22 protein-coding genes are annotated in these 25,372 nt (G+C 60.1%); 14 read left to right on the top strand and 8 right to left on the bottom strand.

The genetic code is table 11. The features are described 5' to 3' along the window. Position 1 precedes the first annotated feature (1 nt). Entirely contained in the window at positions 2–508 is a 507-nt protein-coding gene (locus tag ATK06_RS00650) for a DUF6912 family protein (protein ID WP_048381407.1), read from the top strand. On the opposite strand, the gene rsgA is transcribed toward ATK06_RS00650, so the two are convergent. Beyond that, positions 505–1,524 carry a ribosome small subunit-dependent GTPase A gene (gene rsgA, locus ATK06_RS00645; protein WP_048381405.1) on the bottom strand — a complete coding sequence of 340 codons (1,020 nt, stop codon included), beginning with the start codon at positions 1,522–1,524 and terminating at the stop codon, positions 505–507. The two genes, ATK06_RS00650 and rsgA, sit on opposite strands and share 4 nt — an antisense overlap. Beyond that, positions 1,517–2,803, bottom strand: coding sequence for a 3-phosphoshikimate 1-carboxyvinyltransferase (aroA, locus tag ATK06_RS00640; RefSeq protein ID WP_098389357.1), 1,287 nt, complete (start codon positions 2,801–2,803; stop codon positions 1,517–1,519). The genes rsgA and aroA overlap by 8 nt, the downstream gene beginning before the upstream one ends. A gap of 54 nt (positions 2,804–2,857) precedes the next feature. Between aroA and ATK06_RS00635 the strand changes: the two genes are divergently transcribed. The 3 genes from ATK06_RS00635 (at position 2,858) to ATK06_RS00625 (ending at position 4,547) form a co-directional block, all read left to right on the top strand. After that, a complete protein-coding gene (locus ATK06_RS00635; RefSeq protein WP_098388672.1) occupies positions 2,858–3,532 on the top strand; it encodes an SOS response-associated peptidase in 675 nt (224 codons plus the stop codon). A gap of 67 nt (positions 3,533–3,599) precedes the next feature. Further along, complete coding sequence (locus ATK06_RS00630; protein WP_048381403.1) at positions 3,600–4,280, top strand: sigma-70 family RNA polymerase sigma factor; 681 nt, start codon at positions 3,600–3,602, stop codon at positions 4,278–4,280. Between the two features lie 3 nt (positions 4,281–4,283). Then, a complete protein-coding gene (locus tag ATK06_RS00625; protein ID WP_083986175.1) occupies positions 4,284–4,547 on the top strand; it encodes a zf-HC2 domain-containing protein in 264 nt (87 codons plus the stop codon). A 98-nt stretch (positions 4,548–4,645) separates the two neighbouring features. Here ATK06_RS00625 and ATK06_RS11520 read toward each other — a convergent pair whose 3' ends face one another. Then, positions 4,646–4,720 (bottom strand): 50S ribosomal protein bL37, encoded by a 75-nt coding sequence (locus ATK06_RS11520; protein WP_374188503.1) that lies wholly within the window; start codon positions 4,718–4,720, stop codon positions 4,646–4,648. A gap of 677 nt (positions 4,721–5,397) precedes the next feature. Then, positions 5,398–5,655, bottom strand: a complete 258-nt coding sequence (locus ATK06_RS00620; RefSeq protein WP_048381401.1) for a WhiB family transcriptional regulator — start codon at positions 5,653–5,655, stop codon at positions 5,398–5,400. Between the two features lie 507 nt (positions 5,656–6,162). Here ATK06_RS00620 and ATK06_RS00615 point away from each other — a divergent pair. Then, positions 6,163–6,600, top strand: a complete 438-nt coding sequence (locus ATK06_RS00615) for a hypothetical protein (RefSeq protein WP_231913476.1) — start codon at positions 6,163–6,165, stop codon at positions 6,598–6,600. A 69-nt stretch (positions 6,601–6,669) separates the two neighbouring features. On the opposite strand, the gene ATK06_RS00610 is transcribed toward ATK06_RS00615, so the two are convergent. Together ATK06_RS00610 and ATK06_RS00605 are read right to left on the bottom strand one after the other, a co-directional pair. After that, a complete protein-coding gene (locus ATK06_RS00610) occupies positions 6,670–7,890 on the bottom strand; it encodes an Rv3212 family protein (RefSeq protein WP_098388671.1) in 1,221 nt (406 codons plus the stop codon). Next, complete coding sequence (locus ATK06_RS00605; protein WP_048381399.1) at positions 7,887–9,257, bottom strand: DEAD/DEAH box helicase; 1,371 nt, start codon at positions 9,255–9,257, stop codon at positions 7,887–7,889. The genes ATK06_RS00610 and ATK06_RS00605 overlap by 4 nt, the downstream gene beginning before the upstream one ends. Before the next feature lie 212 nt (positions 9,258–9,469). Between ATK06_RS00605 and ATK06_RS00600 the strand changes: the two genes are divergently transcribed. The 8 genes from ATK06_RS00600 to ATK06_RS00565 all read left to right on the top strand — a co-directional run bounded on the left by ATK06_RS00600 (position 9,470) and on the right by ATK06_RS00565 (position 22,299). Beyond that, the gene (locus ATK06_RS00600) at positions 9,470–9,697 is read left to right on the top strand and encodes a DUF3107 domain-containing protein (RefSeq protein ID WP_048381397.1); all 228 of its coding nucleotides are present in this window, start codon (positions 9,470–9,472) and stop codon (positions 9,695–9,697) included. A 193-nt stretch (positions 9,698–9,890) separates the two neighbouring features. Further along, positions 9,891–10,793: a DUF3152 domain-containing protein gene (locus ATK06_RS00595; protein ID WP_098389356.1), complete on the top strand. Its 903-nt coding sequence runs from the start codon at positions 9,891–9,893 to the stop codon at positions 10,791–10,793. Next, complete coding sequence (locus tag ATK06_RS00590; RefSeq protein ID WP_098388669.1) at positions 10,790–11,713, top strand: TIGR02569 family protein; 924 nt, start codon at positions 10,790–10,792, stop codon at positions 11,711–11,713. Before ATK06_RS00595 ends, ATK06_RS00590 begins: the two co-directional genes overlap by 4 nt. Positions 11,714–11,720: 7 nt before the next feature. Further along, entirely contained in the window at positions 11,721–14,855 is a 3,135-nt protein-coding gene (locus ATK06_RS00585) for an ATP-dependent DNA helicase (RefSeq protein ID WP_098388667.1), read from the top strand. Continuing rightward, complete coding sequence (locus tag ATK06_RS00580) at positions 14,845–18,282, top strand: ATP-dependent helicase (RefSeq protein WP_098388665.1); 3,438 nt, start codon at positions 14,845–14,847, stop codon at positions 18,280–18,282. The genes ATK06_RS00585 and ATK06_RS00580 overlap by 11 nt, the downstream gene beginning before the upstream one ends. A 40-nt stretch (positions 18,283–18,322) precedes the next feature. After that, positions 18,323–19,399, top strand: coding sequence for a potassium channel family protein (locus ATK06_RS00575; RefSeq protein ID WP_048381395.1), 1,077 nt, complete (start codon positions 18,323–18,325; stop codon positions 19,397–19,399). Next, entirely contained in the window at positions 19,399–20,163 is a 765-nt protein-coding gene (locus ATK06_RS00570; protein WP_048381388.1) for an NAD(+) diphosphatase, read from the top strand. The genes ATK06_RS00575 and ATK06_RS00570 overlap by 1 nt, the downstream gene beginning before the upstream one ends. Positions 20,164–20,247: 84 nt before the next feature. Continuing rightward, positions 20,248–22,299: an ATP-dependent DNA helicase UvrD2 gene (locus ATK06_RS00565; RefSeq protein WP_098388664.1), complete on the top strand. Its 2,052-nt coding sequence runs from the start codon at positions 20,248–20,250 to the stop codon at positions 22,297–22,299. Here ATK06_RS00565 and ATK06_RS00560 read toward each other — a convergent pair. Next, positions 22,241–23,170, bottom strand: a complete 930-nt coding sequence (locus ATK06_RS00560; protein ID WP_048381385.1) for a hypothetical protein — start codon at positions 23,168–23,170, stop codon at positions 22,241–22,243. The genes ATK06_RS00565 and ATK06_RS00560 overlap by 59 nt on opposite strands. A gap of 109 nt (positions 23,171–23,279) precedes the next feature. Between ATK06_RS00560 and ATK06_RS00555 the strand changes: the two genes are divergently transcribed. Continuing rightward, the gene (locus ATK06_RS00555) at positions 23,280–23,822 is read left to right on the top strand and encodes a M48 metallopeptidase family protein (protein ID WP_048381383.1); all 543 of its coding nucleotides are present in this window, start codon (positions 23,280–23,282) and stop codon (positions 23,820–23,822) included. On the opposite strand, the gene ATK06_RS00550 is transcribed toward ATK06_RS00555, so the two are convergent. Continuing rightward, a complete protein-coding gene (locus ATK06_RS00550) occupies positions 23,823–25,250 on the bottom strand; it encodes a zinc-dependent metalloprotease (RefSeq protein ID WP_048381382.1) in 1,428 nt (475 codons plus the stop codon). Positions 25,251–25,372 lie beyond the last annotated feature (122 nt).

Genomic DNA, 25,372 nt, shown 5'->3' with positions numbered 1-25,372 from the left:
TATGCGCGTATACCTGCCAGCAACCTTCTCCATGCTGCGCGACCTGGAAGAAAACCAAGAAATCACAGCACGTTCTGGCTGGGGTTTCACGGTCACTGATGGTTTGCGTGACCTCTTTGATTTCGGCGAGGAGGAAGAATTCGAAGAGATCGCCTTCGACCTTGCCTCGGAGGCGTCGTTGCGGTTGCTGGCTATCGGTGATGAGGAAAAATTCCCGCACCGACGCGTGGTCATCTCGGTAGACGTCGACGACTCCACCGTCACCCCAAACCTCGACTACGGCGAAGGCGTCGTGGCGCTGCAGCCCGCAACGGTTGCCCTGGACAAGGTAGCGGCCATCCACATTGATGTCGAGGAATCTGAAGAAGCAACCGCTAAAGCTGTCCAGGCGATCGACGCCGCTGAACTCGGCGACGAAGACGCAGCTCTGGCAGTCGGCGACGCTCAAGATAACTTCCTGGCCTGGTACGACCCCTCCGAACTCCCGTTCCTCGTGGAGCTGCTCTAAGCCCAGTCCACATTCGTGCGCAACGCTTTAAGCAAACTGCGCACAGCTTCCGCCCGCCGCGCTGAGGCCCCCTCAAGGTTGTCCAAACCACACTCCGGATCCGCCGGCGGGCCTAAGTGTGTGCACCCACGCGGACAGTCCTGAACCGCCTCGGCGAGGTCATCGAAAACGCCGATGACCTGGTCGGCATCCACATGCGCCAACCCGAAAGAACGGATTCCGGGGGTATCCACGATCCAGCCTCCGTTTTCGCCGGGCAGGCGCAGGGCCACCGACTGCGTTGACGTATGCCGGCCCTTACCTACCTCAGAGACTTCGCCCGTTTCGCGGTCTGCGTCGGGCACCAGGCGGTTGACCAGGGTTGACTTGCCTACTCCGGAATGTCCGACGAGGGCGGAGACGTGGCCGTCGATAAGCGAATGCAGTTGGGTGAGGTCGTCGTCGACCCCGCAGGTGACCACGGGAACGTCCAGGTCGGCGAATTCGGCGGCGAATTCAGTCGGATCGGCGAGATCCGTCTTGGTCAGCGCGATAACGGGCTTGACATTGCCTACAAATGCGGCGATGAGCGAACGCTCAACGAACCCGGCGCGCGGTGGGGGATCGGCGACTGCGGACACGATGAGCAGAATCTCCGCATTCGCTACCACGATGCGCTCGTAGGGGTCGGTGTCATCGGCGGTGCGGCGTAGCACAGAGGTCCGCTCTTCCAGCTTCACGATGCGTGCCAACGTATCCTTGCGCCCGGAAGTGTCGCCAACGACGCCCACCCTGTCCCCGACCTCAATGGGGGTGCGGCCCAATTCGCGGGCGCGCATGCAGACTATTGCGGGGGCCTCATTACCGAGGGCTGCGTCGTCGCGGTCCAAGACCACGCCCCAGCGGCCCCTATCTTTTGTGACGACCATGCCGAACAGCGCGTCCTTGTGCGCGGGGCGGTCCTTGGTGCGCGGGCGTGACCCCTTGCCTGGGCGGATTTTGACATCGGATTCGTCGTAGTAGCGACGCCTAGCCACGCACCATCGCCTCCCACATCTGGGCGAAGCCGGGGAGTGTCTTGGCAGTTGTTTCTACGTCCTCGACCTCGACGCTCGGGACCTTCAGGCCGATGATTGCACCCGCGGTGGCCATGCGGTGGTCCGCGTACGAATGCCACGTGCCGCCGTGGAGGTCAGCAGGTGTGATCGCGAGGCCGTCGGCAAGCTCCTCGCACTGCCCGCCGAGCGCGTTGATTTCCGTGGTCAGTGCTGCCAGTCGGTCTGTCTCGTGGCCGCGGAGGTGCGCGACGCCAGTCAGCCGTGACGGGGTGGTGGCAAGCGTTGCTAGAGCTGCAACGGTGGGGGTGAGTTCTCCGATATTGCCCATGTCGCGGTCAATACCTTTGAGCTTCCCGCCGGTAGGACCAGTGACCGTGAGGGCCCCGTCCGCCATAGTGACTTCGCAGCCCATCTCGGTGAGGATTCCGCGAATTGCGTCACCAGGTTGTGTAGTTTCTGCAGGCCAATGCGGGACTGTAACGGTGCCGCCGGTGACTGCGGCGGCGGCGAGGAACGGCGTGGCGTTAGAAAGATCCGGTTCAATGACCCACGTGTGGCCCGCAATTGGGCCGGGTTCTACGCGCCAGGTTTTTCCTTCCTGGGTCACGGTCACGCCGGCGGTGCGGAGCATGTCCATCGTCATATCGATGTGTGGCTGGCTGGGGAGGCTTTCACCGGTGTGGTGAATCTCCAGGCCTTCCGCGAAACGTGCGCCGGCGAGCAACAAACCAGACACGAACTGGGAGGACCCCGAGGCGTCGATATCTACCCGCCCCCCGCGTGGGGTAGTACCGCCCGTCACCGTGAAGGGGAGGCGGTCGCCTTCAGCCTCCACGCCGAGGTCACGCAGCGCATCCAAAATGGTAGACATTGGACGCACCCGGGCCTGCGGATCGCCGTCGAAGTGTGAGGTACCGTGCGCGAAAGCCGCGACCGCGGGGACGAAGCGCATGACCGTACCTGCCAGGCCGCATTCCACATCGCCACCGTGGAGCGTGCCAGGCGTGATGGTGAAATCGGTGCACGTGGCTGCGTCAGCGCCGTCTGCACCGCCAGCGGGGGTGATGTCTACCCCCAGGGCGCGAAGCGCATCCATCATGAGGTCCGTGTCGCGGGAGCGCAAAGTTCCCACGATCGTGGATGGGCCAGCGGCGAGTGCAGCCAGAATCAGCGCCCTATTAGTCACGGACTTAGAACCCGGAATCTGCTGCGTCCCAGAGATAAGGCCAGCGGCAGTCGGAGCGGGCCATACAGGCATCGAGGTCTGCTTATTTTTAGTCACGTGTCCATGATAGTGGGCATAATGGTGCATATGTGTGGACGCTACGTACTCTTTGCCGACGAACCGACAATGACCGCCACGCTCGAGCAGTACCTAGGCCCTCACACAAGCGTCGAGTACCCGTACTCCATGCCCGGGGCCCGGTACAACATTGCTCCCACCACGATCGTGCCCGTGGTGCAAGCCGGTGGGGAAGACAGGGCAGTGGTACATCCCGCGCGGTGGGGCCTGCTTCCGCACTGGAAGAAGGACATGGAAGGCCCGCCGCTGTTCAACGCGCGGGCTGAAACGGTTGCTGAGAAGCCGTCGTTCCGCAGCGCATTTTCGGCCCGCCCAGCGCTCATCCCGCTCGATGGCTACTACGAGTGGAAGGATAAGCAGCCGTGGTTCGTCCGCCGCATCGATGGCGTACCGCTGCTTGCTGCAGGTCTTTGGGACACGGGTGCGGACACCACCTCAGCGACAACGATCACCACCGCTTCTGCCGGTGACCTCGAATGGTTGCACCACCGGATGCCCCGCTTCCTCGCCCCGGATGAAGCGCGCGCCTGGCTCTACGGTTCCGCTGCAGATCGCGCGGCCCTGCTTGAGCCTATGGGTTCTGGGCTTATCGACGCCATGACCTGGGGGAAGGCCGATCAGAGGGTGGGCAGTGTAGCCAATGACGACGCCGACCTGCTCCCGCAGGAATGCGTGGACCGCTGAAGGAAGCGCTGGTGCGCATAGAATAGGGCAGAACTAGCCCGAAACCAGAAAGGTAAGGCTGATACACGTGACAGAAAAAGGTCACGAATCTGCACCCGCTGTAGATCAAGCCACGCTCAGCGCACGCTTCGAAGAAGAAGCACTACCGCTGCTCGACCAGCTCTACGGCGGCGCGCTCAAAATGACGCGCAACCCCGCCGACGCCGAAGACCTCGTCCAAGAAACCTACATGAAGGCGTTCCAAGCCTTCGACCGGTTCAAGCCGGGAACTAATTTGAAGGCGTGGCTGTACCGCATCATGACGAACACGTACATCAACGTGTACCGAAAGCGGAAGCGGCAGCCATACTTCACGCCAGCTGAAGATATGACGGATTATCAGCTGTACACGTCGTCATCGCATGACTCCACAGGCCTGGAATCTGCTGAAGTTGAGGCCTTAAAAAACATGCCCAACCAGCAGATCATCGAAGCCCTTGACCAGCTGCGCGAAGACTACCGCATGGTTGTGTACTACGCCGACGTCGAAGGGTTAGCGTACAAAGAAATCGCTGAGATCATGGAGACTCCGCTCGGGACCGTCATGTCCCGCCTCCACCGTGGAAGAAAACAGCTCCGCGAGATGTTAAAGGAAGTAGCACACGAACAAGGTATCGGCTTAGACCACCCCGACATGGGAAGTGACGCCGACGAAGCAAAAGCGGCCGCCGGTTCTCAGGCGACTGCGGGACAACAGAAGGTGAAATAAGACATGACGCACCCAGAACACACTCGTGCTGGCTCGGGCGGCTGCTCTGACATAGACGAGCTCCTCGTCCGCCTCCTGGACCGAGGGCTCGGCGCCGAAGAATGTGCCAGTATCCGGGCACAAATCGCCGACTGCCCCCATTGCCAATCGCGCCTGGCCAGCGAAGAAGAAATCCGGGCCTTACTGCGTTCTTGCTGCGGGCAATCCCACGCATCGGCTACGCTACGCACACGCATAGTTGCGCAGATTAAATACCGCAGCAGCTAACGCTTGCGCAGACACTGGCGTGGAAAAACGGTCATGTCCTGAGAATCAGGACATGACCGTTGTGCGTTCTTCGGGGGCAACCCGAAGAGGACCACGACTTAGCAGTTAGGACGCTTGCCGCGGTTTGCGCTCTTCTTACGACGTGCCTTGCGCTTACGACCACGCTTGCTCATGCGGATCACTCCTTTGCCAAATTGAAACTGTTATCTGCCATGCGGACATAGCTCGTCCCTAACACTGTAGCGGGTGCAGGCGCTTGTGCGAAAACTGTGGCACGGGCACGCCCGGCATGTGGGGCTTAAGTAAAGAAAGGTGTGTCTCCAATCCGCAATATCCGCTGAAGAACAAAACTAAAACAGGTATCTATTGTTCCCAGCGAGCTATTAACAATCCCCATTTGCGAGGACCGACCCAGGGGCAAAGACGTAGGGCAGCCCTAAGTCCTACACTGTGTGCTCTCGGAGGGGGCATCGCTTGGCACATGATATGAAAAAGACATTCTGCGGTCATCTGGAAAAATTCACCTGGCTCTTTAATGTTCCTTAACTGGCAGAATGTCTTTTTCGTATCACGCGGCGCAATCTGCGCATGGCCGAGACCCGTCTGCGCGACGCAGTACATAAACAGGCCAGGTCACGCAACAGTCTCCGCGGCGGCCATGAAGAAACCCCTACCGTGAGGCGCGTGCGACGTCACCATTCGGTAGGGGTTTGTATATGTCAACGCTTAAGCGGCTACGCCCTTGGGCGGGGCGGTGTAGTCCGCGCGTTGTTATAGGAGAAGGAGGCCGAGTCTCATCAACAGGCCGGAGGTCTGGCGTGCAGTGCTACCTGGTGGTAGCGCTGGGTTTTTACGCTGCGGCGCGGCTGCGACGACGGCGGTTATTCAGACGCTTGATAGCGCGACGTTCGTCCTCGCTCAAGCCACCCCATACACCAGCATCCTGGCCGGTTTCCAGAGCCCACTTCAGGCACTGGGAGGTAACTTCACAACGGTTGCATACCAGCTTTGCCTTCGCGGTCTGTGCGAGGGCTGGGCCGGAGTTGCCGACTGGGAAGAACAGCTCTGGGTCCTCTTCGCGGCAGGTTGCCTTGTGGCGCCAATCCATGATGTAATCCTCTCCTTTTATCCATGCCGAGGCATGGGTGATAGACAGCACTGCTGTGCTGTGTGTGCACGTGTGACGTGAAACGTAACTTCTGCAAGAACATGAATGCGTGGCCAGGGTATAAATTCCCGAGTACACACCTGGTCTACGTGATGGCAAGATCGTGATGCCGTATCCATGTGACGTTAACGCTTGGTTAACATCCCGTACGTTTCGGTTACTTGGAAATGATGACATGAATACAGTCCCGCGTCTAGGGGTAGAGGGTATAATGTGACTAAACTCACCGGGTTTTAACGTTTTGGCGTGAGTAAAAATGGCCCCGACAGTGCGGTAGTCACTAAGTGTAGCCTTACTTAAATGCACATAAGCGCTGGTAGGGGCGTGGGATGCGTGTTGCGGAAATCGGGGATGTTTTTCAATGAATGTCAAATTGCTTCCACGTGGGCGTCGATAAGCACAGTAAGCACTACCCGAAACGTCCCAGCTCGCCTAAACTAAGCGCTCGTGAACACCTCGAACCCCGTTGCTCCTCCACCGACCAGCATGAAAATTGGCGCGGGCATCGCCATCGTGCAATCGCTCGTTGTCATCGCCTACGCCATCCTGCTCATCGTGCGCCAATTCCTCGGTTACGAGGATCAATCGATCGTCAACGAGGGCGAAAACAACATGGCCTGGGTCGGCACCGGTACCGCCGCATTTATGCTCATCATCTTCGGCTTCGTCACGTTTGCGGCTATTACTCTCATTCGTGGAAAGCATCATTGGGGTCGCGGGCCTATAGCAATTTTGCAGATGCTGCTCCTGCCCATGTCCTTTCAAATGTTTCAAGGCGGGGCAGTCTTGCTGGCCATCGTCACAGCGCTTTCCGCAATCATCTGCCTGGTCATGCTCTTTAACCGGCAGTCTGTTGAATGGGCAGCCAGCGCCTACCGCCGCTAAAGCGCTCACAAACAGTGCAAACAGGTCACCCCGGAACGGTTTTTCGTTCCGGGGTTTTCCATTCGTGAACTAGCCGAGCGCGACGAGTTCGTTGCCACGCTTTTCGACGACCATCCGGCCGGTCGTCGCTAAGCCCACTGGGCCAGAATATTCGCCACGGTCCACTGGGATCGTGCGCACAACCTCACCGGTGTCGGGATTCATCACTGCTAGGCCACCGCGCACCGGCACCACAACATCGCTGCCCAGGTTGATCGGATTGCCTATCGCTTCCTCCGAGACGGCGCTCACCCCCAGATACGTTGGGTGGAAAAAGTAGAGCCGGGAACCGTCAAACCACGTCATATTGTGTTGCACGTCCCCAGTCCACGCGGTTAAGCCAGCGGACACCGGCATAGGTGCCCGGTAGGGGATTGTTTTTGGCGCGCCATCGTCGCCGTACGTGAGGAGTTCCCCACCAGTTTCGGTGGGAGACCAGATAGCAGCGGCATCCCCAGAAATCGCCACGAGTGTAGAACCCTCTGGAACGTTAATCTCCTGAGTTATTTCCGGCTTGCGGGAATCCTCTGGGGTGGTATCCATAAACCGCAGCCACGACTGCCCATCCGGACAGTGCCCCGTGACCGCAAGATTGTCCGAGCGTGTGAGAGCAGAAGTGATCGTGCACTGCGCATTCGGTTGCATATCGGGCTCTTGCGGCGCTTCTACCTCGCCATATTCGATCGTGCGCACTAAGTCCGAACGCCACAATTCCAGGCGCTCCGGGGCGACCGTGCCCACCCGATCATTCGAGACCACAGTGGCTACGTCGGCAGCATTCAACGCCGAACGAGTCGCCGCGTAGGTGCCATCCGCTGCATTAATGGCTACGGCATCACCGCAGCCCACACCGGTTCGATACACCGCAACAACGCGCCCCCACGCGGCGCCCAACGCGCACAAGGGCTCCGTACGGCTGTACTCCCAGGCCACGTTGCCTGTGGTGTCGAAAGCGCGCAACGTGGAATCTTCATACGCGACGGCAACCGAACCAATGGCCACGGGTTTAAAGACCCCTTCGAGCTCAGGGGCTGGAGCACGCCACACTTCGGTAAGGGACTCCGGCGTGACCGCAAACGTTTCCCCAGCATGTGAAGGCGTGCCATGGGCCTGAAGCGAGGAAGAACGAATCGGCGCCGTGAAATACGCAACCGCAAGCACCAACACGGCGCACACGCCCAGCGCCACCGCAAGCCGTACATTGCGGTGGCGCTGTGCAGGGCTTTCTAGGACCTCTGCCTTCGTGCTCACTTGCGCCCACCTTGCTGACGGCCACGCAACCGGCGGCTCCGCGCTTTCCGCGCTGGACTGCGGCCGGTACTCCGCGAACGCGTGCGATCGAGCTCCTGGCGCGCAAACGACTTCTGCCCGAACACTGGCCGTGCTGGGCCCACGGAATCCGCCACATCATCGGCAATGTCAAACGCTTCCCGGAGTTCAGGGGAGGTAGAAAACCACGTTGGTGGCTTGGGCTTATCGACGCCCACCTCGGCGTCGATAAGCGCCCATTTATGGAGCTCATCGAGATCTACAAACGTCACGGCCGTACCAGAGTGACCGGCGCGACCGGTGCGTCCAATTCGGTGGATATACGTCATCGGATCATCGGGGACGTGGAAGTTGATGACGTGCGTGACGTCGTCGACGTCGATGCCCCGGGCGGCGACGTCGGTAGCCACCAAGATAGAGACCTTTCCATCGCGGAAGGCCTGCAGGGAACGCTCGCGCGCGGACTGCGGCATATCCCCATGCACTGCAGCGACGTGGAATCCGCGCTGCGCCAGATCCTCAGCGACCGCGGCAGTACTGCGACGAGTTCGGCTAAAAATAATAGTTTTCCCGCGACCTGGACTCTGCAGAATCGTTGCCAAAACCGCCGGCTTATCCATCCGATGCACGGAAAACACTACCTGGCGGGTGGACTTGTGCGTCTTCGATGCGTCCGCTTGTTCAGCGCGGATGTGGATCGGATTGTGCATCATGGAACGCGCCAGCGACAAAATGGGGCCCGGCATCGTGGCGGAGAACAGCATCGTCTGATGGCGGCGTGCGGTGCCACGATTACTGACGGCGCGGAGGATCTTCTGCACGTCCGGCAGGAAACCCATATCGAGCATCTCATCGGCCTCATCTAAGACCACGATCGCAACCCGCTGAAGCGTCAGCTCTCCTTGATTATGCAGGTCAATGATGCGCCCGGGCGTGCCCACGACAATGTCGGTGCCTTTGTGCAGCTTAGCTATCTGTTTCTCATACGGCGTGCCGCCGTACACCTTGGTGATGCGCACCGGCAGATTTTCCGCCGCGACAAGAAGGTCCTCGGCTACCTGGTCGGCGAGCTCGCGCGTCGGCGCAATGACTAAGCCGCGCGGCGTGCCGTCAAGTTCTTCCACGTCACCGGCGTCGAAGACGCGGTCGAGCAGCGGGATTCCATAGCCCAAGGTCTTGCCCATACCCGTACGAGCCTGCCCAATAATGTCATGCCCATCAAGAGCAAGCGGCAAAGTGAGCTCCTGGATAGCAAACGGGTAGCTAATCCCATGCGCTGCCAAAGCGTCAGTGATTTCAACAGCAACACCCAGTTGCGCGAAAGTACGTTTCTGCGAATCCTTAGACACGCCCCTTAGTCTATCCACCTAGGTAGCTATGATGGGCACCAGTCATGCCCCGCGCTCAGCGAAGCTTGCGGAATGCCAGCGGAAGCCCCCAGGTGCTTGCTGCGGCTGGCTGTGGCTTGCTGCGGCTGGCTGAGCCCCACGCGAGGTGTACGCTACATTGAAATAGAACACAGAAATAGAACACGAACGCAATAAATAGAAGGTGACAGTCAATGGATATCAAAATTGGATTCGTAGAAAACGGCCGCGAACTGGCTCTTAGCACCGCACAATCACGCGAAGAAGTGGAGGCAGCTGTCCGCGATGCACTCAGTGGCGCATCCGACCTGTTGCAGCTCGACGACTCCCGCGGTCGCCGCTACATCGTGCGCACTGCGACCATTGCCTACGTAGAAATTGGTACCGCAACCCAGCGCTCCGTCGGCTTCGGTGGCGCATAAATAGCCCGTTTCCGCAGATCGACCCACGAGCATGGCACGTACCGATAACGATTCCACACCGCCGCATCGCCCCGACGACGAAGGCGGCGGTGTGGCACGCGCGCATCGTTTCGAAGAAGGCGAGTGGGAAGAACGATCTAACGGGACTATGGTCCGACGGATCGTCGTCACACCCGAAGATTCACACCGAGAAATGCGCCGCGCACATGGGCGGGGGCAGGCGCACCACAGGGGCCACGATTCCTCGCTCGTTCGCTTCGCTAGCCAATATGGGTGGCGCGCCTACGCGATTCCGGTGTTGCTAGTAATCACCGTGTGGTTGCTGTGGGACGTAGTGTTGTCCAGCAGCGATGCACAGCCCACCGCTGAGTCTGCAGCGTCGAGTGCCCACCACGAGGAAACGCAACCCGGCCCGAACCCCGCCGAGCACACTGCAGCACCGGTGGATATTAAAGACCTACCCCCAGGCGGCGCCTTCACCGAAAAGGGCGATGGAACTTACCGCGTGGTAGGAACACCCGGTGCCGCCGCCGGTGAGGGCACTGAACGCGTAGTGCGTTACGTCGTCGAAGTAGAAAATGGGGTAGACACCGCCAGCTACGGCGGTGACGACGCTCTAGCCCGCATGATCGATGCCACCTTGACCAATCCCAAGGGCTGGATTGCAGACCCGCGCTTCCGGTTCGAGCACGTCGCCCCGGGCGATAAACCCACAATGCGCATCCAGTTGACTTCCACCGGAACCACGCATGCCACCTGTGGCAATGACCTAGAGATGGAGACGTCCTGCTTTTACCAGGACGGGCAACGCTTGGTTATCAACGAATCGCGGTGGGTCCGCGGAGCTAGCCCCTTCGACGGGGACATCGGCTCCTACCGTCAATACTTGCTCAATCACGAAATGGGCCACGGGCTCGGTTACGCTGCACACGAACCGTGTGGCGGGACGGGGGAATTGGCGCCCGTCATGATGCAACAGACTCTCAGTCTGGATAATTCGGTGCTGTACAGCATCGATAGCTCTGAGGTGTACCCCGATGATGGGGCGCACTGCCAGTACAACCCGTGGCCGTACCCGAAAGGAGCGCAGCGATGAGTGCTGAAAACCCGGACTACACCAGTGCAGACGCGGGCGCTGATACGCCGACTGAATCGCCAGGCGAGCAGGTAGACCGCGAAGAAACCGTGGGGCCGCCAGAGCATGTCGTCGCTGCGTTTTATTCCCATACTGGGCGCGCACCTCATCCGGTACCCGCAGGCAGGGCCTGGGACTATGGGTGGAAGGTGGGAAACATTGTGTTCTCGCCAGTGGAAGGCCATCAGGCTGCGTGGTCGGCCCGTGTGCGTGAAGCGATCCGTCACGAGGGCGTGCGGTGTGCGCGTCCTTTGCGGTCGGCGGATGGGCGTGTCATGGTTGCAGGTTGGCGAGCCAGCAGTTTTGAGCCCGGTCGGCCTGAGGAAAGAGTCGACGAAACGGTCGCTGCCGCCGTTCGTTTAGATGATGCACTGCGCCCCATCACTGAGTTCCCGGACCTGTCCGCCTCCGATGTGTTTGCGCGGGCAGACCGTGCCGCGTGGGCGATAACCCCCGGAGGTAACCTGCTCCCGGACTCTGAACCGCTTGACGACGGCCTCTCGGTGGTCATGCTTCGGCGTATCCAAGAACGCCTGGAAATCCCCGGCGAGGAGTTCGAGAACCTGCAGGTAACCCACACCGCGATGCTGGACACCACGATTTACCATGATTTGCGTACTCCTGTGGTTACGGACATCGTGGGTGCGGTCCGCCCCTACGGATACACGGCTGCCCTCACGATTGTGGATGCGCTCATCGCCCAAGCCTGCCACGCGGACATCATCAACCGGTTTAACCACATCCCTGATTTGTATGAGCTAGTGTTGCGTGGTTTTGCGTACCGAATTTACGTCCACGAATTGTTGGAAAACCCTTCCTCCCAGGGGATTTCGCGGATGTTCGAAGCGCTTGAAACGGTATGTCCGACCTCTGTGCAATGATGCACACATGCACTCGCCGTTTGTTCCACCTAATCCCACAGTTGTCCTCACAGAGGCGTCGGTAGATCCCACGCCGCGGTCTTGGGAGCACCTCCCGCAGGAAGGCCGCTGGAGAGTGACAGGTGTGGCTGGCAGTGGCGTAAGTTCACTGATCGTAGACACCGCCTTGGATCGTGTCCGTGCCGGTTATGATCCCGTGGGTTTAGCTGTGATTACGGCCTCTAAGGAGGCGGCCTCGCGGCTGCGTCGGGATTACGTTTCCCGGTTGACAGCGGAAGAGAAAGCAGAGGATTACGCCTCGCATGCAAGCCCATTTCGGTCCGTGCACTCGTTGGCGTTCGCGGTGGTGCGTCAAGGCGTAGACGATCAGGTTCGCTTGATTACCGGCGCTGAGCACGACGCCATTATTCGCGAACTTCTCGCTGGCCATGCCGCCTCTGGTGCACCCACGTGGCCTGCGGATATTAGGCCTGCGGTTGAGCTGGTAGGGTTTGCCCGCCAACTGCGTGACTTCCTCCTGCGCGCCGCAGAACGTGGCGTGAGCGCGAAGCGGCTCGTGGACCTTGGCGCCGCGTTTGGCAAAGGGTTGTGGCAGGCAGCGGGAACGTTCCAAGAAGAATTTGCCCAGATTGCGCGCTTAGCCGGCAGCCACAACGTCAACGCTTCTGAATTGGTCACGCTAGCTCTTGCGGCGATTAAGCAGCACCCTGAATTAACGCGGGGATGGCACACCGTGCTTGTCGACGACGCCCAGCACCTCGACCCGAAATCCGCCGAATTCATCCAGGCTCTCGCCGCGGGGGCGGAGTTGTTCGTCCTTGGGGGAGACCCAGAGCAGACGGTGTTTAGTTTCCGTGGTGCTGACTCCGAGTTTTTGGAGAAAACTCCCGTTGACCATGAGTTGGTGCTGGGAACAACCCGGCGTACCCCGGACCGGGAAGTCCTGTTGAGCCGCACGCCTGGTGAGGAGCGTGCGGCGGTCGCCGCGTTTGTCCGCCGTAGCCACCTGTTGGATGAAGTGCCCTGGTCCGAGATTGCTGTGGTGGTGCGCAGCGCAGGAGCGCTAGAACCTACGCGGCGTGCGCTGCTCACCGCCGGGATCCCTGTGCACACCTCTGCCACGGATATTGTGCTCAGTAGCCAGAACGTGGTGCGTGCAGTAATTCTTGGGCTACGCAGTCTGGCGGTTCCGTTGACGAATACGGAACTGGAGGAACTCCTGGTAGGCCCCATCGGTGGCGCCGATGCAGTGATGCTGCGACGTTTATTGCGGGGGCTACGCCGCTTCGATTTCTCCACGCGAGCTATAGACACGCTGCGCACACTCATCGACCCGACACACGAAGACATCGCTGACGTACTTGATCCGGCTGAAGTAGAACGCCTGCATACAGTTCTCACGGACCGCGAGTTGGACATTCTCACGCGCATGCGCACAGTGTTGCGCGCCGGGTGGGTGGCACGCCACGAAAACCAACCGGTGGAAGCGGTGTTGTGGGAATTGTGGTCGGCGACGGGCCTGTCAGAACGCCTCGCGGCGGAGGCTTTGCGAGGCGGTGCCCAGGGCTCCCAGGCAGACCGCGACCTGGACGCCATGATGGCGCTTTTCGACGCCGCCGGCGACTTCGTAGAGCGTCACCCCGAGGCAACCATCGACACATTCATCGCAGACATTGCAGCACAAGAATTACCCACGGGTGTCCGTGACCGGCGTACCGCCCGCCCCGAGGCCGTTACCGTACTTACCGCACACGGCACGGTTGGGCAGCAGTGGCAGCGCGTTGTTATTACCGGCGTCCAAGACGATGTTTGGCCTGCTCTAGGAGAAACCGGATCCATTTTTGACCAGGTGGAATTCGTGGATTATCTCGACCGGGATATTGAACCCGGACTTCCTGTCAGCCATACTGCCGAGCGCTTGGCTGAAGAACGTAGGCTTTTCCACGTTGCTGCAACTCGTGCCACTGAAAACCTTGTGATTACAGCAGTGGACAACGAAGACGGAGATGAGATTTATCGACCTTCTCGTTTCATCGCCCCCTGGTGCACCGAGCACGGAATCGTGCCGCGGCAGGTGAGCGTCCCAGCAGGGGAAGGCGGCGCTGAACAGGAACTGGCACGGCGTTTTACGGGTCTTTCGCGTGACACCGTTATTGCAGAACTACGGCGCGTTCTCACGGATCCTGACGCTTCGCCGGCACGTTCCACCCAAGCTGCCCGCCAGTTGGCGCGTCTTGCACAGGCGGGCGTTCCCGGTGCAGATCCCGAGGAGTGGATGACCACCACGCGGGCGTCGACAAGCACCCCACTGCAGCCGGATAATCAACCTGTCCGTCTCTCCCCATCACGGCTGGAGGCGTTCAGCGAATGCCCGCTGCAGGCAACGCTGGGTTCCGTGGCACAAGACCAGATGGATACCCAGCCGCTCCTGCGAGGTTCGCTGGTACACGCCTTTGCTGAGGCGCTTGCCCGGGGCGTTGAACCGGAACGTGCCCATGACCTTGTTACCCACGCCTACCTGGAGATCGGCGAGGTACCTGCATGGCGGGAGGAGAAACATCGTGAGGAATGGGAACGCCTCCTTGCCCGGACACAGGTGTGGTTAGAGACCTCGCGGGCCGCCTACACCGAAGTTGGCGTGGAGGTTCCGGTTTCCGTGGCGGTGTCTCCCGAGGTCGTGCTGAATGGGCGTATCGACCGGCTAGAGAAAACCGACGACGGGTACGTGGTCGTAGACCTCAAGACTGGCTCGACCGCGCCTTCCCAAGCCAAAGCCCAGGACAACCTGCAGCTTAAGGCCTACCAATTCGCGCTCGCGCACGGCGCGCTCGTCACCCCAGAGACGTCCGAAATCCCGGGCCAGGTGCACGTGCGCACCGCAGGCCAAAACCAGGAAACGCTTGATCCTGCTGGGGGAGTGCTGGTGTACCCGGCTCATGATACGAAGGCCGTCGCCACGCGTGAACAGACCGCGCTGAGCGAAGAAGATGCCCAGCACCTGCGGCAACTGTTACCCGTCATCGCGAGCGAACGGCGTGGTCCTCATGTCACCGCACGCGTCAGTAAGGCGTGTGACCATTGCCAGCTCAAGCCCATCTGCCCAGTCCAGCCCGAAGGAAGGTACATCACCGATGTCCGCTAAACCACGCACCCCGGAACACCGGATTTCACCGGAACTGCTGGCAGCTGTCCTTGGGCGCAACCGCCCCACCGAACAACAAGGCGCGATCACCGGTGCGCCCCCGGGCCCGCGTTTAGTCGTCGCAGGAGCAGGAGCCGGGAAGACAGAGACCATGGCTTCCCGTGCGGTATGGCTCGTAGCCAACGGGTTCGTCGATCCCGAAAATATTCTCGGGCTGACCTTCACCCGCAAAGCAGCCCAAGAATTACGTGTCCGAATCACCGACCGGCTAGCCCAGCTTGCCGGGACCCCGAAAGTTCGCGACCTCGACCCCTCTGGCGAGTTAGCCGAAAAACTGGTGACCACCGAACCCACGGTGCTCACCTACGACGCTTATGCCGGACGCCTCATCCGCGAATACGGACTGCTGCTGCCGGTTGAACCCACTGGCAGAATAATTACCCAAACGGAACTGACCGCCATCACCCAAGACCTGGTACGCAATTACACTGGCCGCATTCCCGGAGGAAATAAACCGGCCGCAGTTGTAGAAAACCTGCTTGCCCTGCACTCCGAGATGGGAAATCACCAAGTAGGTCCAGAAGGCATCGTCGAGGAATCACGCGCATTTGCGGCCCTCTTCCAGGAGCTCCCAAAAGGACCCCGGCAAAAGGACACCCTCAACAAGACTGCACAGAAGTGGCACGATACCCAACTCGCCCGGGTAGATTACCTGGACCTACTGGAGCAGCTGAAGGCAGATCTCACAGAGCGCGGGGTAGTCACATTCGGTGAACAAATGGCTATGGCCGCACGTCTAGCCAGCGAACATCCCGCGGTAGGTAAAGCACAACGCGCCCTCTATCACGTGGTGATGCTCGACGAATACCAGGACACGTCCCACGCACAGCGCGTCTTACTCTCCTCCCTATTTGGGCACGCTGCCGATCCACGCCTTACGGTTAATGCAGTGGGCGACCCGATGCAAGCCATCTACGGATGGCGCGGGGCTACAGCAGCGAACTTGTCTGCGTTCGTCGAAGATTTCCCCACCACAGAAGGGCCCGCACCGAAGTCAGAAATGACTATTAGTTTCCGCAACCCGGCCGAAGTTCTTGAACTGGCCAACGTTGTAGCCGAGCAACTCCTCGGCCCAGCTGACGCACCCGGACGGGCAGTTTCACCGCTGGAACCATTTACCACGGCTGGGGGTGAAGCGCCAGAGAAAACTCCTATCTCCCTGGGCTGGTTCCGCACAATTGAGGAAGAACGTGCTTACGTCGCAGACGAGATGGCCCAGCGCTACCAGCAGGCACAGGAAGAAAACCGCCCGTTTAGTGGCGCCATCCTGATCCGAAATAATAGGCAAGCTATCCCTATCGCTGAAGAACTCGCAGCCCGCGGTATCCCCTACGAAATCGTGGGGGTCTCCGGATTGTTGCGGGTGCCCGAAGTCGCAGACACCGTGGCGCTAGCGACCATGCTCATCCGCCCCTTCGACAACGCCGCGGCACTGCGCATACTCGCCGGCCCCCTCGTGGGACTCGGTATCGCCGATATCCAGGCGCTACACCGCCGCGCACGCAACCTGGCTGCCCGCGCGAACACTCCAGAATCAGTCAGCGACAACGACGTGAACGAGGCGGAGCAACAGCCCCTCGACGCCCTCAGCATTCTGGAGAAAGAAATCGCCGAAGCCACCGAAGCTGACCCCGAGCAGATTGTTGGGCTTACCGACGCCATCGCCGACCTCGGCGAACCAGGGCGATTCAGCGAAGAGGGCTATAAGCGGTTATCTCACCTGTCCGCGCGCTTGCGCCACTTACGCCGGCACAGCCTAACCAAAGCTTTGCCGGACCTGTTTGCCGATATCATCGACATCTTCAACATCCGCATCGAAGTCCTCGCCCGCAGCCAAGCCCACACGGATGGGGCAGCAGGGACCGTTCATCTTGACCGGCTGATCGAAGAGGTCACCACCTACGACGCCATTGCGCACTCAAGCTTAAGTGGGCTGCTCGACTACTTCACCCTCGCCGAGGAACACGAAGACGGCCTAGCAATGGGGACAGTTGAAGTCCGTGCTGACCAAGTTCAGATCCTGACCATCCACAAGTCCAAGGGCCTGGAATGGGACCACGTAGCTGTGGTTCACGCAGACAAGCAAACCTGGACCGGCACCACCGAAACGTTCCTGACCCAGGTGAAACTCATCCCCGCTGACCTGCGCGGTGACGCCGGAACAACCGCACCATTACTGGATACCTCCGGTGTAGAAACGCGTGCAGATTTAGAAAATGCATGCAAGGCCTACCTCGAAGACGTCAAAGCTTCCAACGCAGAGGAAGCGACACGACTTTTCTACGTAGCCCTGACCCGAAGCGGAAAAGACCTCCTTGTCACGGGATCGGCTTTCCGGGGCGGAACCAGAGAGTACCCGCCATACGGCAACTTTGACCTACTTAAAAACTACGTGGATAAGCATCACCCCGACGCGGTGGCACACTGGTACGAACCAGGCGCGGAACCCGAAGACGAAGAATCAGGTTCCCACGCACAGCCTGAGCAAGAGGCACAGGAAGCGCAGTTCCCACGCTTGGACATCGATGACCACACGCGCCGTGCGGCGGACGCCGTGTACGCCGCGATGGACGCCTTGCCGCCAGTTGCCGAAGACGAACTTTCCCAACTTTGGGAAGCAGACGTCGAAGCGTTGATCAGTGAATACGCTGCGCTTCAAGCCCCAGAATTGGAAGTCGAACTCTCTGAAGAACTCACCGCAAGTGACTTGGTTGCCTTGCGCGCAGACCCCGAACAGTTCGCCCGCCGGGCCCGCCGCCCGGTGCCCTTTAAGCCGAACGCGTACGCCAAACGCGGAACCGCGTTCCATAGTTGGGTGGAAAACCTGTACGGAAAGCAAAGCCTCCTTGATGAAGACCAACTTCCCGGAATGGGTGAAGAAACGGTAGGGGAGAGGGACGTCGAAAAGCTCAAAGAACAATTCTTAGAATCATCTTGGGCCCAGCGCACCCCACCTTTCCGGGAGCTCCCCTTCGAGGTTCGTATCGGCTCCGCGGTCGTCCGCGGACGCATGGACGCTGTCTTCTATGACGAAGATGACAATGTGTGGGACATCGTGGACTGGAAAACTGGCCAGCCACCAACCTCCCAGGAGAAGGCGGCTGCAGAAATCCAGCTGGCGGTGTACGCGTACGCGTTTAAAAAACTGCTCGCCACGTGGGAGAAGCGGGGCGCAATCCCAGTCCAGGAGGGCCGTGAGGACGTTTCGCAGAACTCCCCAGAAATGCCCATGACGGAGAAGATGCGTGATGCGCAGGTGCGCGCTAGCTTCCATTATGTGCGTTGGGGAACCACGCTTACGCCACGGAATCTTCCCGATGGCGCCGAGCTGGAAAGATTATTAGCGCAGGCCACCCAGGCGGACTAGGGTGTGTTGGGATTATGTGTCAGGAAGAAAGTAGGGCCGAATGAAGGGTTCATTCCGAGGGCGCTTCCACCGCGACGAGCAGCTATCTAAACTGCCCGTTCACGCGCTGTTGGATGTCATCACGATCCCTAATGCGCTTGCAGCCAGCCCGTGGTCGTTGATTGCTCGGCGCATGCTCTACGCCATTGGCCTGCTGTTTATCTCCACCATGGTGGTGTGGTTAGACGGTGACAACGGCTACAACGAGCATCTTTCATTCCTCGATGCGTTCTACTATTCCTCGGTCACACTATCCACAACCGGCTACGGCGATATCACCCCGGTAACTCCGGAGGCCCGGCTGGTTAACATCATCATTCTGACGCCACTGCGCATCGCGTTCCTGGTGCTTACAGTGGCTACGACACTCTCGGTACTTACTGAAGAGTCCCGTCAATCATTCCGAATCCAACGTTGGAGGTCACGGGTGCGTCAACACACCATCGTCGTCGGCTACGGTACGAAAGGCCGGTCCGCGGTCGCTGCATTGCTTGCCGACGGCGTCACGCCCGAGCAGATTGTCGTCATCGACAAAGATGAGGCCGCGCTTACCCGGGCGGAAAATAATGGGCTCGTGACTGTGCGCGGCAACGCCACCCGCGCAGAAGTCCTCAAAGTCGCTGGTGTGACGCGAGCCCGTTCCGTGGTGGTTGCCCCCAACCAGGATGACACGGCGGTGCTTATTACTCTCTCAGTGCGTGAACTGGCCCCGAGCGTGATGATTGTGGCCAGCGCCCGCGAGGCGGAAAACCAACACCTTCTCGAACAATCGGGTGCGGACTCCGTGGTGATTTCCTCCGAAACCGCCGGTCGCATGCTAGGCCTTGCCACCGTGACCCCTTCCGTGGTGGAGATGATGGAGGACCTGCTTTCACCGGACGAAGGCTTCTCCATCGCGGAGCGTCCCGTTGCCGAAGACGAAGTCGGCGCAAACCCCCGCAACCTGGCAGACATCGTGCTCGGTGTGGTCCGTTCTGGTGAGCTCTACCGCATCGACTCCCCAGAGGCAGAGACCGCTGAACCGGGCGACCGCCTCTTGTACGTGCGCCGCGTGTTCAGTGAGGACGTGAAACGGTAGTGGGCGTCTGCATAGTTCTTTCGCCGTCAGGGGAAGTCATCGTTACTGACACCGACGTGCCCGAACCCGCGCTGGTTATCGTGCCGGAGGAGACGTCGCAAAGCAGTGTGCCCTTGCATGGCGACGTCCACGCCATCGCCCTACCCAGCTCCACGCTGCACCAGTGGGCGCAGGAACAGGGGCATCGCGTGGGCACGATCCGCGATTTTCCCGGCCCCAACCTGGTGACTCGAGCTGCAGCAGTACTGCGTAACCAGGGCTATCACAAGTATCACCCGACAACCGGGTTGCCCCTACACTTCGACGACGCTGGCATCGTCGCACGGGATACCGAGGGTGCCGAGGTGTTCCCGCGGCTGAACCCGGCGGTCATTGGGCTCGTACGCCTGGGTGGCACCGACAAGATTCTGCTCGGCAGGAACTCGGCACGTCCAGGGTATTTTTCGCTCATCGCTGGATACGTGGATTTGGGGGAGACACTCGAAGGTGCCTTCGTCCGTGAAGTGCGCGAAGAAACTGGCCGCATCGTAGACTCTGACTCGGTTCGCTATTGGGGTTCCCAACCATGGCCACAGTCGGGGTCCATCATGGTCGGGTTCACCGCCACAACAGAGCACGAGGAACCCACCTTGCCTACCGACGACGAACTCCTAGAAACCATCTGGGTGGAGGCATCCGAACTGCACACGGTAACCGGCCCTGCCCCGGGTTCTATCGCGCACACCATGCTCGCAGAAGCCGCTGCTCAGGCACGTCGCCGCTAGCGGTTTTCGAACAGGTTGGCGGATGTGTCGGGGTGGGGATGTAGGGTGTGTGTAGTTCGTTTTTAAGTAAAGGGGGATAGGCCTGTGTTTGACATCAATGATCTTGACCAAGACCAGTTGGTAGCAGCTACTGCACCACGCGGCCCCGTCTGTATTTTGGCCGGCGCCGGCACCGGTAAAACACGCACCATCACGCACCGCATCGCCCACCTCATCCAGCAGGGCTTCGTCGGGCAGAATCGGGTGCTCGCGGTGACGTTTACTTCCCGGGCCGCGGGTGAAATGCGGGACCGGCTTCAGGCAATGGGGATCGGCGGGGTGCAGGCGCGTACTTTCCACGCAGCTGCCCGCCGCCAGTTGCGCTACTTCTGGCCCCAAGTAGCAGGTGACCTGCCATGGAAATTGATTGACAACAAATTCCCTTTGGTCGGCCGTGCTGCGCGCAGCGTAGGGGTCGGTTCCACTACAGAAAACGTGCGTGACCTCTTGGGCGAAATTGAGTGGGCGAAGGCGTCCTTGATTTCTGCGGACCAGTACGCGGAGGCGGTAGACAAGCACGATCGCACACCACCGGAAAGCCCAGCCAAGGTAGCGGAGGTGTACCGCCGGTATGAAAAGCAAAAGACCAGCCCGGAAGGTATGCTCCTAGACTTTGACGACCTGTTGTTGCACACAGCAGCCGCGATTGAGAACTCCACGGCCGTCGCCGAGGAATTCCGGCACCAATATCGCACGTTCGTCGTCGACGAATACCAGGACGTCACTCCCTTGCAGCATCGTCTACTGCAAGCCTGGTTGGGGCAGCGCGACGACCTTACCGTGGTCGGCGACGCGAACCAGACCATTTATTCTTTCACGGGTGCGAGCCCCGAGTTCTTGCTGAACTTTTCCCGCGATTACCCGCATGCAACAACGGTCAAACTCCAGCGAGACTATCGCTCCACCCCGCAGGTTACCGAACTAGCAAACACGGTCATCGACCAAGCCAGTGGCCGCCTGGCAGGCACACGCCTAGAACTTATCGGTATGCGCCCCAATGGCCCAGAACCTGAGTACCACGGGTACGACGACGAACCCACAGAAGCCAGGGAAGTAGCCGGCAAGATTCTCACGCTTCTCGACGCCGGAGTGCCCGCCTCTGAAATTGCGGTTCTCTACCGAATCAACGCGCAATCAGCGGAATTCGAGCAGGCACTCTCCGATGCCGGGATCGTGTACCAAGTCCGCGGCGGGGAAGGCTTCTTCCAGCGCGCTGAGATCAAGCAGGCCATGACCCAGATTGTGCGCGCTGCCCAAGCCGGCACTGTTCCTGGAGGAACAGTCGCCCAGCAAGTTCGTGCAATACTTGCGCCCCTAGGCTTAACCGAGCGTGAACCCGAAGGTGCGCAAGCCCGCGAACGCTGGCAACTGCTCGGCGCCGTAGCAGACCTCGCTGAAGACCTCACAGCCACGGTCCCAGACTTGGACCTGCACGGTTTCATCCGTGAGATGCAACGCCGCGCCGAATCACGGCAACCACCGACTGTCGAAGGCGTGACCCTCGCCAGCCTGCACGCCGCCAAGGGCTTGGAGTGGGACGCCGTGTTCCTCGTGGGGTTGGTGGAAAAAACCCTACCGATTAGCCACGCTATAAAGGCTGGCGATAAGCAGATCGAAGAAGAACGCCGCCTCTTCTACGTAGGTATCACACGTGCCCGCGAACACCTCTTCCTGTCCTGGTCACGGGCTCGCCAAGAAGGTGGGCGTGCCAGCCGCGAGCGCACTCGTTTTCTGGACAAAGTACTACCCGAACCAGAAATCACCGACGTGAAACCACGGTCCAAGCGACCCAGCCGGTGCCGCGTCTGCGGCCGGCCACTACACTCCGCCACAGAAAAGACTCTCGGCCGCCACGAAGACTGTCCTTCCGGAATGGATGAGGCCGTGTTCGAAGCCTTGCGCCAATGGCGCCTGAGCGTTGCCCGCGAACTCGACGTGGCTACGTACATGATCTTCACCGACGCAACACTGGTAGCCATCGCAGAAGATATGCCAGAAAACGAGCGTGACCTGCTGAACATCCCAGGAATTGGGCCGGCTAAGTTGCAGGAGTTTGGCCCGCAGTTGCTGGAATTTCTTGCGCAGTACCAGCACTAATCCTGCCCGCGGAGTCATTGAGGTGAAAGCAGACGTAGCATCGGCGGTGCGTCTGCATAGTCGCCGCAGACACCTCCCCGGTCAGTGGTGAAAAGGTTTCAACAAACCCAGGGTGCAAACGTTGAACGGGCGCACCGGGTGGGAAGGGGGCGTCGAGAAGCGTCTGCACCCACCACGCCGCCCGCGCCGCGACCGCGTACGCAAAAGCAGGTTGGGGAGTAGGAGCGCCCAGCGGTGTTTGACGCACAACATGGACCCACCGCGGATCGGTCTCGACTTGGTGCAGCATCGAACACAGAACACACGGGCCCTCGCCATCCAGGCGCAGTGGCCCGATGACACCGGTTGAATCGACCAAATTCACCGGGACCACGGTCTGTGCTTTGGCATGCAACCATGGGGCTAAAAGCTCGAAATGGGCGGCGCGGTCCACCACGATGACGGGGTCAGTCGTAGGCTTCGCCATCGTTTTGAGCATGTAGTCATCAGGAAAGCCGGCCTCCGTACGCTCCACGAGGACTCCGGCGTGCCGCAAAATATCGGCCATCACGTTGGCGGTCATACTGCGGCCTAAGAGCAGGACTCTCCGGTTAGGGCGCGGAACGGGGATGATAATTCGATAGGAGCGCAGGTCATCGATCATGACACGGGCCAACCAGGCGTCGATACCGCACTTCTCCAGGCGGGCCACCACCTCAGGCAAGGTTAGCGGGGTGCGGCGCAGCGTTAAAAATACTGCGGCTACATGGGCAGCGAGTGCCCGCCCAACCGGCAAAATCCCGGACTGTGTGGCATCTAAACCCCACTGCACTTCATGACGATTGCGCACAATCACATGCGTGCCACGTGCCAGCGTGAGTTTTTCTTCCATCCCCCGAACCCCTTGTGTATCCACGATGTACAACTTCCCCCGCCCAATTCTGGGCTTTCCTACTTTGTAGCACACCTCGATCACGTCGGGGCTGCTAGCGTTGTTCCCCGTGTTAGATTCCTCCAGCCCGCACTCGACTCAACCTGGCGAACCAAACGTAACGGTGATTCGCTCTGCCCGGCGTACCCGCAGCGCACAGGCCCGCTTTACAGCAGGGAACCGGATTGAGGTGCGCATTCCCGCCCATTTCAGTGCGCAGCAGGAGCGCGAGGTTGTGGCCGATTTAGTGGCAAAACTGAAAGCGCGCAGAAATCCCCAGGCCTTAAGCTCCCACGAGTTAGCGGAACGCGCCCAGGAGCTCAACGAGAAATTCTTGGATGGCCAAGCGGCTTTCAAGGAAGTCAAGTGGGTGACTAACCAGCAGCACCGATGGGCGTCATGTACTCCAGGAACAGGGGTAATCAGGTTGAGCCACCGGCTACAAATCGTGCCGGATTACGTGCTCAACGCGGTGATTGTGCACGAGCTTGCGCACACGTTTGTGCGCGGTGGCCACACGCCAGAGTTTTGGCAGTGGGCCAACCGCGCACCACAGGCAGAGCGGGCTGCCGGCTATTTGGAGGCTTACCAACGGTTCGGCAGGACCGAGTAGCTATTTCTCGTCGTCTTTATCGTCCTCGTCTTCGGCAGCGAGCCGTTCTTCGAGTGCCTGGATTTCGGAGATGGGGTCGAAGTCGGTGGCGGTGCCGTCGTCGATAAGCCCGTCGATGAAGTCGGCGGAGTTTTCTAGGTCTTCAGCAGTCGGCATGAAGTCGGGGTGCTGCCAGACGGCGTCGCGACGTTGCTGGCCTACCGCGGTGTCCGCGCGGCGCCACAGGTCTTGCGCGCCGGCGACCTCGGGGGCGTTGAATTCAATACCGACCACCGTGGAGAAAGCATCTTCGGCAGAACCGCCGGATGCGCGGCGACGTCGCCACGACTCGTTCAGCGCAGCGGTGGAAGGGATGCGTTCGCCAAGGGCTTCGGTGACAACGTGCTCGACCCAACCTTCGATAAGGGCTAGGAGCGTTTCCAAGCGGGTGACTGCGGCGGCGTTGCGGGAGGAAATCTTCGGGGACATATCCAGTCCCTGCAGATTTTCCATCGCTTCTTGTATCGCCTCCGGATCCTGGGATTCCAGGCCCATGCCCCGGATTGCTTCTTCGATGTGGGACGTGTCGATGACCAAACCCATCGCGTATTCCTCGACGGAAGAGACGAGGCGTTCGGTCAACCACGGGACGTTGTCGAAGAGGCGTTGGCGGGCAGCCTCACGCGCTGCGACGTAGACCATGACTTCCTGTGCGGGAAGTTCCAGGTCTTGGGCCAATGTGCTGATCGCGGAGGGAACCAGGGCCGTGGTGTGGGCTGGGGCGACCGGAATGCCGAAGTCGGAGCCGGTGAGCGCCTGGTTGGCTAGGTCGCCCAGCGCGTGGCCCAACTGCATACCAAAGTTCATCGCAGTGATTTGGTTGAGCATTCCGGACATGGGGCCCATCATTTCGCGTGCTTCTTCGGGCATCGAATCCAGCTGGGCTTCGTTCATGTGGCGGGCTACTGGTTCTACGAGGCGCTGCCACATCGGCATGGTTTCCTGGAGCCAGTCGTGCGGGCTCCACGCCACGACGCGGCTTTCGCCCTCGGGGAGGGAGGTGGCTTCCCCTAACCACAGGTTGGCTAAGCGCACGGAATCTTCGACGGCCTTCGTATCCTGCGGGCGCACGCGCTGACTACTGTCTACGTGCTGGCGTGCGGTGCGTTTTGCTACGTCATAATTAACCGGGCCAGCGCCTTCGGGCGAGTTCATGGAGTTACCCATGCCGGAGAGCATGGCGCCGAACTGGTTTAAAATATCGCCTAAATTGCCGGGCCCACCAGAGTTTCCGGAACCGGATCCGGACATGCTGAATCCGAAGGGGCCGCCAAAGAAACCAAACTGCGGCCCGTCATTACCGCCGCCGTTACCGCTGTTGCCGGAACCGTCCTCGCGGTCATCGTCGTCGTTATTATTAAAGCTAAATCCAAATCCACCTGAAGTCATGCCCCTAACTTACCGGCGTTTCAGGTCTGGCTGCCACAAAAGACGCTGATATGTATGACGCTGTCAGCGAACACCGCCACCTTCACAGGTGATGTACAGGGGAGGTGGCGTGGCGTCGATAA

This window comes from Corynebacterium renale, from assembly GCF_002563965.1.
Classification (GTDB): Bacteria; Actinomycetota; Actinomycetes; order Mycobacteriales; family Mycobacteriaceae; genus Corynebacterium; species Corynebacterium renale.
This window is presented reverse-complemented; position numbering and strand designations above follow the sequence as displayed.